Source organism: Bacillus sp. S4 (genome assembly GCF_040838205.1).
Lineage (GTDB): Bacteria > Bacillota > Bacilli > Bacillales > Bacillaceae_G > Bacillus_A > Bacillus_A cereus_U.
The window spans coordinates 1-16,046 of the sequence record NZ_JBFPJI010000061.1 but is presented as its reverse complement, the minus strand read 5'-3'; the positions used below and the strand labels follow the sequence as shown (position 1 = coordinate 16,046).

The window sequence follows — 16,046 nt, the reverse complement described above, 5'->3', positions numbered from 1 at the left end:
AAATGGGAAGGTGCACCCTAACTATGTTTTAGTATCAGATCAATTCAAGAATGCAGTTTTAGAGAGTGATTTAAAAGGTTTTGAATTTATTGAAGTGTGGGATTCAGAAGAGCTCTCATAAAGAAATTCTAAAATTATAAATGGCCCTGATAAGTTTACGATAAAAACTTAAGTCCCCTTGTTATACAAAGTAGGGGACTATTTATCCTGTATTAACGAGCGGTAAGATTCCCACCTCAAAATTCGGCTAAAGTAAAGAAGTTAGGTGGCAAATGCTCGTAAAAGCCCGATTGGAGAAGGCTAATAATCAGTGGGGATGGACAAAACCTCCACTGATTAAAGTTTCACTTTATTTAAGTTTGTTCTATCAACATTATGGTCACTTAAAGCACTTCACTAAAGAAGATGATCTGTAAAAGCTCCCTTTGTGTTGAAAATAATTATTATTCATGCACAAGCATCGAAGCATCATCATTAATCAATGTCCCTACATGTTCTCCTAAACATATTTTCTTCATTACTCCAGGCTCATCAAAGTTAAATACATGTGCCGGCAAATTGTAGTCCCGAGCAAGTAATAAAGCCGCTTGATCCATTACTTGTATGTTTTGCCTAACAACATCGTTATAGTTCAGTTTTTTATACATTTTCGCTGATTTATCATATTTTGGATCACTGGTAAAGACACCATCTACCCCTTGTTTTGCGACTAAAATGGCGTCACTATTCATTTCAATTGCTCTCTGTACACTTGGATAATCTGTTGTAACGAATGGTTGCCCGTTACCACCACCGAATATGACAACATAACCGTTATCTAAATGATGTACTGCTCTGAGGCGAATATAAGGTTCGGCTACTGCATTAAATGGGATGGATGTCATAACGCGTACTTCTTTCTTTGTTTTACTTGTTAAAACGCCGCGTAGCATTAAGCTGTTAATTATTGTACCTAAAGTACCAATATTATCAGCTTCTACACGGTCAATTCCCCATTCCTCAGCTAGATGGCCTCTAAAAATGTTACCGCCGCCAATGACGATGGAGACCTCGATACCTAAATCAACAATCGATAAAATTTCATTTGCAATATGTTCTAATCGTTTGGAGTTAAAGCTATTTCCCGATTGATCGGCAAGTGCTCCGCCGCTTAATTTAATTAAGACACGTTTATATGGCTTCATAACAATTCCCCCTATATAGATTGCAATAAAAAAGGAACAAAGGCGAATGCCTTTGTTCCTTCGTAAGAAAATGAAATAGAAAAGAAATAGATATGATGAACTTCTTCACGTGATTTTTCATAACATCCACTCCTTTTCATCTCCATTTATTTTGAATACGTATATCTTTTAGATTATACGAAATAATCTGATGTTTTATCAAGGTTATTTTATTTCTTTTTTATAAAAAGTGTCAATGAATATTATAAGAAAAAAATTTGAATTTTTTGTGACAAACTTGTAGGTTTTTGTATGATTTTGTAGGTTCGCCTATATGATGTGTGAGTAAGCTTTTATAAATACTAAATGAAAGCGTTCGCATAAAGGGGATGAACATAAATGAAAAAATTCGGATTGGCAACACAAATTTTTGTCGCACTTGTTTTAGGGATTGTAGTAGGGGCAATCTTTTATGGCAATAAAACGGCGATTTCTTATATCACACCAGTTGGGGATATATTTATTCACTTAATTAAGATGATTGTAGTACCGATTGTTATTTCAGCATTAATTGTTGCGGTAGCTGGTGTAGGAGATATGAAAAAGCTTGGGAAACTGGGCGGTAAGACAATTCTTTATTTCGAGATCATTACGACGATTGCTATTTTAATGGGATTACTTGCAGCGAATATATTCCAACCAGGTACTGGCGTTGATATGAATAATTTACAGCAAAGTGATATTTCTTCTTATAAACAAACAGCAGATGCTACAGAGAAGAAAGGTTTTGCTGAAACGATTGTTCATATTGTACCGAAAAATATATTTGAGTCTATTACACAAGGTGACTTATTACCGATTATATTCTTCTCAGTACTATTCGGTTTAGGAGTTGCGGCAATTGGAGAAAAAGGAAAGCCTGTTTTTAACTTTTTTGAAGGTGTACTCGAAGCGATGTTTTGGGTTACAAATCAAGTTATGAAATTTGCACCATTTGGTGTATTCGCATTAATTGCGGTTACGGTTGCAAAATTTGGTGTGTCCACACTACTTCCTTTAGGAAAACTAGTGCTAGCTGTATACGTAACTGTTATACTATTCGTTGTGATTGTATTAGGTATTAATGCACGAATGGTAGGAGTAAACATTTTTACATTAATGAAAATTTTAAAAGAAGAACTTATTCTTTCATTTACGACAGCAAGTTCAGAAGCTGTTTTACCTAATATAATGAGAAAGATGGAAGAGTTCGGTTGTCCAAAGGCAGTTGCTTCTTTCGTAATTCCGACAGGTTATACATTTAACTTGACTGGGTCAGCTATTTATCAAGCGTTAGCGGCATTGTTTGTTGCACAAATGTACGGTATACACATGTCACTGACAGAGCAAATAACGTTATTATTCGTTCTCATGTTAACATCCAAAGGTATGGCGGGAGTTCCGGGGGCATCATTTGTTGTTGTATTAGCAACGTTAGGATCAATGGGCTTACCGCTAGAAGGCATCGCATTAATTGCGGGAATTGATCGTATTTTAGATATGATTCGCTCAGCTGTCAATGTATTAGGAAATGCATTAGCTGCCATTGTTATGTCGAAGTGGGAAGGCGAATTCGATGATGAGAAAGCAAAACAATATGTAGAAACAGTCAAACAAACAAAAGCAGCATAAGAAATCGTTAAGGAGTGAAAAGTCATGGCAACATTAACTGAAGTTAAAAATGGAGTACGAATTGAAAAAGATTTTTTAGGTGAAAAAGAAGTGCCAAATTATGCGTACTACGGTGTACAAACAATGCGTGCAGTAGAGAATTTCCCAATTACAGGATACAAAGTCCATGAAGGTTTAATTAAAGCGTTAGCAATTGTAAAAAAAGCGGCAGCACTTGCTAATGCAGATGTAGGAAGATTGGAATTGAAAAAGGGTGGTGCTATCGCAGAAGCATCACAAGAAATCCTTGAGGGGAAATGGCATAATCATTTCATCGTTGATCCAATTCAAGGCGGTGCAGGAACTTCAATGAATATGAACGCAAATGAAGTCATTGCCAATCGTGCCCTTGAATTATTAGGAATGGAAAAGGGAGACTATGATTATATTAGTCCGAACAGTCATGTAAATATGGCGCAATCAACAAACGATGCATTCCCAACAGCGATTCATATTGCAACATTAAATGCATTAGAAGGCTTATTACAAACGATGGGTTATATGCATGATGTATTTGAATTAAAAGCAGAACAGTTCGATCATGTTATTAAAATGGGTCGTACACATTTACAAGATGCTGTGCCAATTCGTCTTGGACAAGAATTTAAAGCATATTCTCGCGTACTTGAACGTGATATGAAACGTATCAAGCAATCACGCCAACATCTATATGAAGTAAATATGGGAGCAACTGCAGTTGGTACAGGCTTAAATGCGGATCCAGAATATATTGAAGCAGTTGTAAAACATTTAGCTACAATTAGCGAACTACCACTTGTTGGTGCAGAAGATTTAGTAGATGCAACTCAAAATACGGATGCGTACACTGAAGTATCTGCAGCACTTAAAGTATGTATGATGAACATGTCTAAAATTGCGAACGACCTTCGTCTAATGGCATCAGGTCCACGCGTTGGATTAGCGGAAATTATGCTACCAGCTCGTCAACCAGGTTCATCTATTATGCCAGGGAAAGTAAACCCTGTTATGCCAGAAGTAATTAATCAAATTGCGTTCCAAGTAATTGGTAACGACCATACAATTTGCCTTGCTTCAGAAGCAGGACAATTAGAATTAAATGTTATGGAACCAGTACTTGTTTTCAACTTACTTCAATCTATTAGCATTATGAATAACGGTTTCCGTGCCTTTACAGATAATTGCTTAAAAGGAATTGAAGCGAATGAAGATCGCTTAAAAGAGTACGTTGAGAAGAGTGTAGGAATTATTACAGCCGTGAACCCTCATATCGGTTATGAAGCAGCAGCTCGCGTTGCGAAAGAAGCAATTGCGACAGGGCAATCCGTTCGAGAATTATGTGTGAAAAATGGTGTATTGTCACAAGCAGAATTAGAGTTAATTCTAGATCCATTCGAAATGACACACCCAGGGATTGCAGGAGCAACTCTTTTAAAGAAAAATTAAAAGAAGAGGGGGACAATCCCCTCTTTTTTGTTTACAATATAGAAATGTTATATATGAATAGAGGTAGGGATGTTATGAGTAAGTTTACAGTGGCTTCTAATGGTTCGTTAGAAACGACATTAAGAGGAGTAGAAGTATTATCAACACCACTTTTAAATAAAGGGGTAGCTTTCACGCAAGAAGAAAGAGAAGAATTAGGTTTAAAAGGGTTATTACCGCCAGCAGTTTTAACGCTAGATGAACAAGCTCGTAGAGCGTATGAGCAATTTTGTTCTCAGCCGGATGATTTATTAAAGAATGTATACTTAACAGCGTTACATGATCGAAATGAAGTATTATTTTATCGTATTTTAACAGAGCATTTACGTGAAATGTTACCAATCGTATATACACCTACTGTTGGTGTAGCAATTCAAAGATATAGCCATGAATATCGTAAACCACGCGGTGTTTATTTATCAGTTAACGATCCTTCGGGTATTGAAGAAGCGTTCTCAAATATCGGTGCAACAGCTGAAAATATTGACTTAGTCGTTGTAACAGATGGAGAAGGCATATTAGGAATTGGTGACTGGGGTGTTGGTGGTATTAACATTGCGATTGGAAAGCTAGCTGTTTATACGGCCGCAGTTGGAATCGATCCTAGTCGCGTGCTACCTGTAATTTTAGATGTAGGTACAAACCGTGAGGATCTATTAAACAATCCGTTTTATATTGGAAATCGCCATCCACGTGTAACTGGTGAAGATTACGATGAATTTATTGATACATTTGTACAAGCTGTAGGCAATAAGTTCCCGAAAGCACTTTTACATTGGGAGGATTTCAGTTCTCGTAATGCACGAAAAATTTTAGACAAATACCGTCATGATGTATGTACGTTTAATGATGACATTCAAGGTACAGGTGCAGTTTCACTTGCTGCAGTATTATCGGCAGTGAAAGCTTCTGGTGTACCTTTAAATGAACACCGAGTAGTTGTGTTTGGTGCGGGTACAGCTGGAATCGGTATCGCAGATCAAGTGAGAGATGCGCTGGTTCGCGTAGGATTATCAGAGCAAGAAGCACATGAGCGTTTCTGGTGTATTGACCGTAACGGGTTAATTACAGATGATATGGAAGATCTTCTTGATTTCCAAGTTCCATATGCAAGAAAAGAAGCTGAAGTGAAGGATTGGAAACAAAGTGATGCTATCGGACTTGCTGAAGTTGTGAAACATGTAAAACCGACAATTTTAATCGGTACATCAACTGTTGCTGGTGCATTCAAAGAAGAGATTATTAAAGAAATGGCTTCTCATGTAGAAAGACCAATTATTTTACCAATGTCGAATCCAACGCCACTTGCTGAAGCGAAACCAGTAGATTTAATCGAGTGGACAGAAGGAAGAGCGTTAGTTGCAACAGGAAGTCCGTTTGATCCAGTTACATACAATGGTGTAACGTATGTTATCGGGCAATCAAATAACGCACTTATTTTCCCAGGGCTAGGTCTTGGTACAATTGTTGTGCGTGCAAGCGTAATGACAGACGGTATGTTTGCGGCAGCAGCAGAAGCGGTTGCAAGTATGGTAGATACAAGTCAGCTGGGTGCACCTATCTTACCAGAAGTGGAAGAGTTACGTAATATCTCTGAAATGGTTGCAATTGAAGTAGCGAAAGTTGCAGTTGCAGAAGGTGTTGCTAGAGAGAACTTAAGTGATAACGATATCAAAATTGCAGTGAAAGAATCAATATGGAAGCCTGAGTATCGTCAAATAAAAGCGGTAGAAAAGGTTAGAATATAGAAAAAAAGCCCGTTTATTATAATAAGCGGGCTTTCCGTTTACATTTTTGAAAAAATACATAGGAAGTGGCATCTTTGAATTGGAATCAATTATGGAAGAAAGATATATCTCTTTTAATTATTTTAATGATTGTTGTCCCAATTGCTGGAGAGCTAAATTTTCATCCTTTCAACGATACGTTTCGTGTTAGCTTCGGGACACCGCTTTTCTTCTTTTTATTATTATTTTTAAGAAGAGTACCAGCGGCGGTTGCAGGTATTCTTGTTGGTATATCTGTAGTCTTATTCCGTGTATGTCTTGACTGGGTGTTGCAAGGGTCTTTTTATATGACAGAATCATTTTATTTGCGCTATCCTGTGTTCTTTTATTATTTTATTTATGGAAGTCTTTTTTCGCTTTGTAGGGTGAATAAGTTCCATCAGAAGCCAATTATAATTGGCTACCTTGGGATTACAATTGAAATTATTGCAAGTATGTCAGAACTTGCAATTTATCATATGGTAGTACTTGGTACAACGATAACAATTTCTGAAGTGAATAAGCTAATCATTATTGCTATTTTCCGTAGTTTCTTTGCGCTTGGTTTTTTAAATATGATGAATTTGTATGAAACGAAATTAAAAGAATCACAAGTTCGAAAAGAAAATGAAAATATGTTGATGCATCTTTCTAACTTATATGTGGAATCTGTTCATTTGAAAAAAACGTTACAAAATGCGGAGTTAATTACACAAGAAGCGTATCAATTATATCGGAATTTACAAGCGAACGATGATTCAAGTAGTAAAACAGCATTGAAAATAGCGGGAGAAGTGCACGAAATAAAAAAGGATAATCAAAGGATTTTTGCGGGATTATCTAAACTGTTATTAGATAAAAATGTAGCTGAGTATGTAGAAGGACATGAGCTTGCGGAAATGATTGTGAGAATAAATGAGAAGTACGCTGAAATGTTGGAAAAAGAAATACGTTTTTCTAAACATATTGAAGGTGAGCATGCAGAATATCATGTGTATACAGTCTTATCAATTTTTAATAACTTAGTTGCCAATGCAGTTGAAGCAATTGAGGGTAGTGGTGCTATCATTATTAAGTTATATAAACTTGATAAACGTATATTTTTTGAAGTAATTGACGATGGGCCTGGTATTGCGCAAAAATATAAAAAACTAGTATTTAAGCCAGGATTTACTTCAAAGTATGATCAAACGGGAACACCATCAACAGGAATTGGACTTTCTTACATAAACGAAATGGTAACAGAGCTCGGAGGAGAAGTAAGATTGGAAGACCTGGAAACTGGTGAAGGGTGTAAGTTTGTCGTTTGTTTACCGGAGTGCAGTTTAAAGCAGGAAGGGGAATAAAGTTGTTTTATTATATCGTAGATGATGATGAAGTTTTCCGATCCATGCTTTCACAAATCATTGAAGATGGCGATCTTGGGGAAGTAATTGGAGAATCGGAAGACGGAGCTTTTATTGAAGCAGATCAACTAAATTTTAAAAAAGTAGATATTTTATTTATTGATTTATTAATGCCCATGCGAGATGGGATTGAAACAGTTCGCCATATTGCATCCTCTTTTTCAGGGAAAATCATTATGATCTCTCAAGTTGAATCGAAACAGCTTATTGGTGAGGCGTATACACTTGGTGTTGAATATTATATTACAAAACCATTGAATAAAATTGAGGTTATATCTGTTGTACGTAAAGTAATGGAACGTATTCGTTTAGAGCGCTCTATACATGATATTCAAAAATCATTGAATAACGTTTTCAAGTGGGAACAGCCGCAAGTTCGAAATGAGCCAATGCAAGAAGGAAAAAGAATAGCAGATTCAGGGCGCTATTTATTATCAGAACTCGGTATAGCGGGAGAGAATGGAAGTAAAGATTTACTTAGTATGCTGGAATATTTATATGGACAAGAAAAAGCACAAACATTTGAATTTGGATTTCCTGCGTTAAAAGATATTTTTCACCATATAACTATAAGGAAATTAGAGAATATAGCTTCAAATACACATATAGATAAGGAGAGAAAAGCATCTGAACAAAGAGTACGTAGAGCGATTTATCAATCGTTAAATCACTTAGCTTCCCTTGGATTAACAGACTTTTCAAATCCGAAATTTGAAAGCTATGCTCCAAAGTTTTTTGATTTCACTGTAGTTAGAAAACGAATGACAGAAATGACAAAGGAAGAAGTAGCAACTTCTGGACATACGCGAATTAATACGAAAAAGTTTATTCAAGTGTTGTATTTTGAGGCGAAACGGTTGATGGAGATAGAGTGAAAAAATACGATATAGGGTATAAACATTGATAAACCAAATCTGACATAGATTTGGTTTATTTTGTGTCGAAAAGTATTTTTGGAATAAATGAACAATTTGTGAAAAATGCTATTGAATTTGATAATAGGAATAGATTAATATATTTATGAGTTTCCAATAAAATGAAAAGAAAGGAGTTAATAACGGAAACGTTTGTATTTGAAGAAAAGGAAAGGGGATAAGTAGTTGGGAGGAAAATATAAGCAGTTTAAAAGCGTGTTAACAATTTGTATAGTTGCTATTTTATGTTTACAGTTACCAGGTTTTTATGTAAAAGCAAATGGGGAAGAAACAATTAAAGAAAACAGAAAATTTGAAATCAAAAGCATACAAGAGGCTGGTAAGAGTAATAATCCGGACATTTCAGTATCTACATTAGATGATAATGTGAAAGCAGAACAGCTAGCGAAAAAACTCGTTGGTGATGGTGTGGAAATTCGAAATGTGAAATATAAAGGAGCGAATCAAGCAGCTGGCACATTCCAAGCGAAGCAAAATATTTTTGGGATGGAAGGCGGAGTTATATTAAGTACAGGTAATGCGAAAGGTATTATAGGACCTAATAAGTATAAAAGTTATACACAGATTAATAATCAACCAGGGGATAGTGATGTAGAAGAATTGAAAGGTAATGGATTGAAGACATTTGATGCGAGTGTTTTGGAATTTGAGTTTAAGCCAGCGAAAGAAAAAATGAATGTGCAGTATGTGCTTACTTCAGAGGAGTATGAGGAGTTTGAGCATTATGAGGATATTGTTGGATTGTTTGTTGATGGGAAAAATATTGCTTTGGTACCGAATCGTCCATGGGCTCCATCTACTGTAACTATTAATAAGTGGAATAGCAGTCACTACATTTCAAATACAAGTGGTTTTAAAAACACTGAAATGGATGGAATGAGCAAGGTATTAGAAGCGAAAACTTCCTTGAAAGTAAATCAATGGAATAAAGTGAAGATGGTAATCGCTGATGGTAGTGATAATGGTGTAGATTCAAATTTGCTTATTCACAATATTAAATTTGAAGATGAAGTAGAAAAGGATAGTGAAATACAAATTAAGAGTTTTTCAACACAAGATATAAATGCAGAGAAAGCGAAAATAGTAGCGACTTTTAAAAGAACAAATAATTTATCAAATCAAGCCAGTGTAAATTGGAAATTAGTTTTGCCTAAGATGATGAACAGTGCAGAGCAAATAAAACAACAAGGAAAGTTGATATTTGAGAAAAACGAATCGGAAAAGAGCATTGAAATGGAAGTGAATAAAGAAGAACGTGATTTGCAAATATCATTATATTCACCGTCAGAAAATGCTCAAATATCGGAATCAGCTAATTATAATTTATTTTTAAGAGGTATAACAATTCAGCCTACACCTATGAAGCTAGCACTGGGAGAAGAACAACAATTTAAAGTAATGGCACACTATAGGGATGGTAAGGAAATAGACGTAACTGAGAATGTAGAGTTAGAATTTAGTAAACCTGATATAGTACAGTTGAATACCAAAAATAAATTAATCGGTAAACAATATGGAGCAATAGATATGAAAGCTACTTACGGTAATACACCTGGATGGTCTCATATATCAGTTGAAAAAGCTTTAAAGGATATTGAAGTGGTAGCTGGGAATACATCTTTGATTGAAGGTGAGCAAACTACAGTCAGGGTTAAAAGTGTTTATGAGGGAAACGAAAAAGAAGAAGTATATTATGGAGTACAAATGATTAGTTCTAATGAAGATGTGGTAAAAATAAGAGACAACAGAACTTTGGAAGCGGTAGGTGTTGGGAATGCAGCTGTTACTGTAGAATATGCTGGCATTAAGAAGGTCTTGAATATAAATGTTAAAGAATCGAACCGGAAAGTTGTTAAATTAAATTTCTATCACTCTAATTATAGTTACCTATCGGTAGGAGAACAAACTGATTATTGGGTTCAAGCACAGTATGATAATGGATCGTGGACAACACTGGATCACAAAAGTATCCAAATGGTTTCAACAAATCCTGAAGTTTTAGAATTGGGCAAAGATAACGCATACCTATTGGGAAAAAAAGAAGGTCAATCGACTTTGAAAATCACCTATAAAGACTACACTACTGAAGTATTGGTTGAGGTGAAAGAAAAAGAAAAAGAAGTTGTTGTAAACAAAAATCAATTTACATTAAAGGAAGGCACTAAAGATAAAATTGTAGTAAAAGCAAAATATAATGATGGTGAAAAAGATGTCACAGATCAAACAGACTTTTGGATAAATGATGGAAACATAGCTGAAATTGCAGGGAATGGAGAGATTAGAGGCCTTAAACAGGGACAAGCGACACTTGTTGTTAATTATAAAGGGCGTGAGATGCGTGTACCGATATATGTTGAAAATGGCCTGAAAGACATTGAATTTGAAGCATCAAATATAACGTTGCCTATTAACGGTACGAAAAAGTTGCAAGTAACAGGAGTTTACGAAGAGGATTACCGTTCATCAATTAATAATGAAGCAACATTTTCTAGTAACAATGATAACGTGAAAGTTGATAAGTTTGGAAATATTGTAGCTCAAAAAGAAGGAGAATCTATTATTACAGTATCTGTAAGAGATATAAAAAAGGAAGTGAAAGTAAAAGTAGAGAATCCACTCGTTGCATTACAAGTTGGTACGAAGAAAATTGCATTAAAAACGAAAGAAGTATATGAACTAAAAGTTACAGGTTTATATGAAGATGGTTCGCTGAAAGATGTTGCGAAAAGTGTGAATTTTAAATCTTCTAATTCATCTGTTGTAGAAGTAGACGCTTCTGGGAAGTTGATAGCTCAAGATAAAAAAGGAACTGCAACTGTTACGATAACGAAAGATAAACAAAGTTTGAATATTCCTGTTGAAGTAACAGAGAAAGAGACTGGTTTATTACTAGAAGTACAAGATGGAAATGGACGCGGAATGGATAGTGTTAATGTTGTGTTAGAAGATTCGAAAGAAAATAAACAAAAGTTAATAACAGGTAGTAATGGTACTTTATCGTTAAAACCACAAGAAGGTGCTTATAAAGTATACGTTTATAAGAAAGGATATAAACCCGTTTCTGTAGACGTAGTTGTAAAGAATGATGAGCGGACGAAGCAGAAAGTCATACTAGAACCTTCACAGTTATTTGATGGGAAGATGAACGTAACACAAATGTCAAAAGAGGAAATAGAGAAGGCAGGTATTGATGTCAATCATCCGGATAATCGCCATGTGTATAAGTTTGAACTGCATTTGAAAATAGATAATGAGGATAAAAAAGTTGATTACATCATTAATAATGTAGGGAAGATTATACAAGGTAATTTAAATGTGTCGATTGGTAGTGGTGCAAGTGAGGTTAATGTGTACCCAGTTGTTATTCAAAATGAGCGTTTCCAAGAAAAAGAAGCTCCTCCTGCAGTTGGATATATGGTAGTTCCAGGAAAAGTAAGTTGGTTGAAAGAGTTCTTTAAAGTGGAAGTGATGATTCAAAGTTTTGCGGATGAGCCATTTGAATTAACAAATACAAATATATCGCTAAAGTTACCAGAAGGATTAAGTTTAGCTCCGATTTCCGAAAAACAAAGTGAAACAATCCATTTAGGAGCGATAGGTGGAAATGAGGTTAAGAAAGCTGAGTGGTATATTCGTGGAGATAAAAAAGGTGAATATCATTTAGGTGCTAATTTCTCATCTACATTATACCCGTTTGATGAGCCACTTTCTGCCGAGTTTAAAACAGCTAAGCCAATTGAAGTGTACGGGGAAGATGGAGTGAAGATGCATATTAAAGTAGATAAAAAAGCATATAAAGGTCTTCCATATGTAGTCAAGGTAGGAATTGAAAATAAATCGCCAAACGTTATTTATGATTTACATGTAGAGTTAAATGAAGCGGACAAGAAAAACTTTGTTTATACACCAGGAACAGAGTTGAAGCGAGTTGTTAATTCTATTCAATCAGGGGAAACGGTATGGCTTGATTATTTATTGTTACCTAAAATCTCAGGAGATTTAAATATTGGAAAATCATTCATTAAAAAGGTTGGAGACGGTATAAACATAGAAACTGTTCTTTCAACAATTGATGAATAATTCGATGCGGTTATCTTTATTTTATTTTGAATGCAAAAGGGGAATACGGGATGAAAAATTGGCTTAAAAAAGTAGCGCAATTGAGTATACTGTTTGTACTATTTATAACAGTGATATTTGATGGTGCAATAGCGTATGCTGCTAACGAGGTAAATAAAAAAACAAATCAGTTTAATAGTGCAGCTGAGAATACAAATGAGCTTGTATTCAAGGATGTATCACCTTCTTATTGGGCATATAAAGATATAAAGAGATTAAAAGAGTTAAAGATTGTATCTGGTAAGGGAGACGGGCTATTTGGTCCAGAAGATCGCTTAACGAGAGAACAATTTTTATCGATGGTCGTGCTACAGCAAGGTTATAAGATTGTAAAAGATCAAGAGACGTTTAAAGATGTACCAAAAAGTAAGTGGTCAAATCAGTACGTTGAAACAGCGATAAAAGAAGAAATTATCGAGAAGAAAGAATACGGAGATAACTTTAAGCCAGAGCAAGAAATTTCAAGAGAAGAAATGGCGATTATTATCGCAAAGGTTTTAAAATTAAAAGAGGTAGATGAGGAAATAAAATTTGGAGATAAAGGTGAATTTACGAAAAATCCTAAATTGATAGCTGCATTAGTAAATGCAAAAGTCATTTCAGGATATCCAGACGGAACGTTCAAACCGAAACAAACATTAACGAGAGCGGAGTCGACAGCAGTCATCGTTAAATTACTTGATTATGGATATGTATTTGACGATGTACCACCTTCCTACTGGGCATATAAAGATATAAAGAGATTAAAAGAGTTGAAGATTGTATCTGGTAAGGGGAACGGAATCTTTGGTCCAGAAGATCGCTTAACGAGAGAACAATTTTTAGCTATGATTGTGCTGCAACAAGGCTATAAGATTGTAAAAGATCAAGAGACATTTAAAGATGTACCGAAAAGTAAGTGGTCAAATCAGTACGTCGAAACAGCGATAAAAGAAGGGATTATTGAAAAGAAAGAATACGGAGATAGCTTCAAACCAGAGCAAGAAATTCCAAGGGAAGAAATGGCGATCATTATTGCGAAAGTGTTGAAGTTAAAGGAAGTAAATGAAGAAATAAAATTTGGAGATAAAGGTGAATTTACGAAAAATCCTAAATTAATAGCTGCATTAATTCAAGCAAAAATTATTTCAGGGTATCCAGATGGGACGTTTAAACCGAAACAAACGTTAACGAGAGCGGAGTCGACAGCGGTCGTTAGTAAAGTTATTGATTTTAAGAAAGATGAGCCGACTACTGGGGATGGTGATACCGGTGGCGGTACGGGTAATGGAGGAGACAGTGAAAAAGCAAGTATCGTATACAAAAAGAACGTATATGAAGTGAAAGAACAATATAAAAACGACATAGAACAAATGCAAACAGATACTTTCACGTTCAAAAAGGAAGCAGCAAAATTAAAAGAGTTGAAAAATGATAACATTTTAATTTTGCCACCAATCCCAAATAATCCACTTGGGATTGTTATTAAAATCATCTCTATAACTGATGGGAGTAATGGGGAGAAGGTTGTAAAAGCGGTGCAACCAGAGGCTAAAGAAGTAATTGAAAAAATAGATGTGAAGGAAAAAGTGTCAGTTACAAGAGACAATGCAGAGATTGTTTATTTAGCAGAAGGTGTAACGCTGGAAGAAAAGCAATCAGCTTCTTTAAATCCTTTTCAACAGAAAATTAATGGAGAGGAAGAAAGAAATCAATATGTTTTACAGAGACCAGAGCACTTCTTACAACGTGCCTTTGCTGAATATGATGTTGATAAAAAAGAATTCAGTACGAACACGAATGTTAAAGTAACAGGTAAGGAGTTAGGAATTAATGAGGATCTAAGTTTTGCACTACAAGGTAAAATGAAAATTAAAAATGTAGATGCTGATATCTTATTTAAAGATGCAACTAGTTTGGATGAATTAAAATTTATTCTTAAAGGTGAAGTTGAGAATAACATAAAATACACGTTTGATTACTCTCACTGTGTCGGAGGGAAAGTAGCTTGTAAAAAGAAAGAATCCGAAACTTTAACATTTGAAGAATGGAAAGAAATTATTGACAAAAAAGGTCTCTCACTGAAACCATTTAAAAAATCTTTGTTTATGGTTCGCGTACCACTTCCTGCTGCTCCAGCTATAAGTATAATGTTGGAAGCTTCGCTTGTAGTTAAAGCAGATTTATCAATAGGCGTAGAAGTGGATGTGAAGCAAACAGATTCGTTTGAGGGGGGAATTAAAAACGGCGGAATTGTATTTGAACATAATCAAACAGGCCCTAACCTTAAATTTAAAGGGGAAGCAAAAATTGAGGGAAAAGCAGGTATCGACATTAAAGGCGGTTTAACACTTGCTAATATAATTTTAATAGGGACTAATTTTGAAGCTGGATTGAAATTAGAGGCACTGGCAAGAGCGTCGTGGGGAATAAAAGACGTTGACTCTAGTAATTTAAATACGTTTGAAAGTATTTGTGCAAAAGGGTCACTTGGATATTATATTCAAGCTGGTTTAGAGGCGAGTGTACTTTACGCCGATATTTTTTCTATTAAAAAATCGTTAATAGATAAGAATGGAGAGTTCAAAAAAATAAGCAATTGCGAAAAGTATGATTTACAATCAGCGCAAGATTATTTATTACTTGAAGAGGGAGAAGACACAAATTTAAAAGTAGTAAAAAGAATCTTTGATGAAGATCAATTAACAATGAAAGTAGATAAATTATCGAAGGATCAGGAAATACGAGTATCAAGTAAAAATACTGGTGTAGTAGAAGCAAAACGAAAAGATACAGATAATTTTGTAGTTCATGTGAAACCGAACGCAAAAGAGGACCAGAAAGTAAATTTATTATTTGAGTTAGTAGAAGGCGAAAAAGTAATGGCTGAAATAGAAGTTCCAGTTTATATCGTGAAGCCAACAAAGTTACAAGTAGATCCTGAAAAAACATTTGTGATGAAAAAGCAAAAAGAACAATTGCAAGTACGTTTGGCAATACCTGTGCCGGTAGAAGTAATGAAACAATACGAAACATTAGGATTACCGATTGAACCGTATCGCTATAAAAAAGTAACTCAACCGAACCTACTTACTTTCAAAAGTTCAAAAGATTTCGTTACCGTGAATGAACTTGGAGAAGTGACAGTAAAGGATGATGCAAAAATAGGAGATACGACTGATATTAATATCGCCTATAAAGGATTAACAGGTAAGGTGAGTGCTCAAGTTTCGGGAAGTGAAGAAGATAAGCAAGCACTATCAGGTTTATCTTTACCAAGTGCTCAGCAATTAATATTGGATGCGGAGCAGCACGCAAATAATATTTTACAAGCGGCAGTAAAATCGCCGGAAGAAGAAAAGTTTGAAGACTTACAAAAACAAATGAAAAAGTTTTATGAGCCGAAATTTACAGGGAAGCAGTTTGAAAAAGCTTATAAGTATAATAGACAGTGGATATTAAATCCGTATTATTTATATCCTGTAACGAATGTTTATAATACAG

8 protein-coding genes and 1 pseudogene are annotated in these 16,046 nt (G+C 35.1%); 8 read left to right on the top strand and 1 reads right to left on the bottom strand.

The genetic code is table 11. From position 1 onward, the window contains the following. A pseudogene (locus AB3X48_RS22065) lies at positions 1 to 121 on the top strand (imm11 family protein); the annotation flags it as partial. 322 nt (positions 122 to 443) lie between these two features. Here the strand turns inward: AB3X48_RS22065 and pyrH are convergent. Next, on the bottom strand, positions 444 to 1,184 hold the full coding sequence (gene pyrH / locus AB3X48_RS09370) for a UMP kinase (protein ID WP_002158406.1): 741 nt from the start codon (positions 1,182 to 1,184) through the stop codon (positions 444 to 446). Positions 1,185 to 1,562: 378 nt separating this feature from the next. Here pyrH and AB3X48_RS09365 point away from each other — a divergent pair, with 378 nt between their 5' ends. The 7 genes from AB3X48_RS09365 to AB3X48_RS09335 all read left to right on the top strand — a co-directional run. Beyond that, positions 1,563 to 2,834 (top strand): cation:dicarboxylate symporter family transporter, encoded by a 1,272-nt coding sequence (locus AB3X48_RS09365; protein ID WP_002158405.1) that lies wholly within the window; start codon positions 1,563 to 1,565, stop codon positions 2,832 to 2,834. 24 nt (positions 2,835 to 2,858) lie between these two features. Next, positions 2,859 to 4,298, top strand: coding sequence for an aspartate ammonia-lyase (gene aspA / locus AB3X48_RS09360; RefSeq protein ID WP_002158404.1), 1,440 nt, complete (start codon positions 2,859 to 2,861; stop codon positions 4,296 to 4,298). Positions 4,299 to 4,372: 74 nt separating this feature from the next. After that, a complete protein-coding gene (gene malS / locus AB3X48_RS09355) occupies positions 4,373 to 6,085 on the top strand; it encodes an oxaloacetate-decarboxylating malate dehydrogenase (protein ID WP_016104473.1) in 1,713 nt (570 codons plus the stop codon). 65 nt (positions 6,086 to 6,150) lie between these two features. Then, entirely contained in the window at positions 6,151 to 7,449 is a 1,299-nt protein-coding gene (locus tag AB3X48_RS09350; protein ID WP_080025017.1) for a sensor histidine kinase, read from the top strand. A 2-nt stretch (positions 7,450 to 7,451) separates the two neighbouring features. Beyond that, positions 7,452 to 8,384 (top strand): response regulator, encoded by a 933-nt coding sequence (locus tag AB3X48_RS09345; RefSeq protein WP_016104474.1) that lies wholly within the window; start codon positions 7,452 to 7,454, stop codon positions 8,382 to 8,384. A 225-nt stretch (positions 8,385 to 8,609) separates the two neighbouring features. Next, positions 8,610 to 12,524: a choice-of-anchor L domain-containing protein gene (locus tag AB3X48_RS09340; protein ID WP_367959351.1), complete on the top strand. Its 3,915-nt coding sequence runs from the start codon at positions 8,610 to 8,612 to the stop codon at positions 12,522 to 12,524. 50 nt (positions 12,525 to 12,574) lie between these two features. After that, positions 12,575 to 16,046, top strand: a 3,472-nt coding sequence (locus AB3X48_RS09335; RefSeq protein ID WP_367959349.1) for an S-layer homology domain-containing protein, incomplete at its 3' end; no start/stop codon positions are given.

Coding starts and splice junctions, on each gene's coding strand:
- pyrH (WP_002158406.1), bottom strand. CDS start 1,184: ATGAAGCCATATAAACGTGTCTTAATTAAATTAAGCGGCGGAGCACTT.
- AB3X48_RS09365 (WP_002158405.1), top strand. CDS start 1,563: ATGAAAAAATTCGGATTGGCAACACAAATTTTTGTCGCACTTGTTTTA.
- aspA (WP_002158404.1), top strand. CDS start 2,859: ATGGCAACATTAACTGAAGTTAAAAATGGAGTACGAATTGAAAAAGAT.
- malS (WP_016104473.1), top strand. CDS start 4,373: ATGAGTAAGTTTACAGTGGCTTCTAATGGTTCGTTAGAAACGACATTA.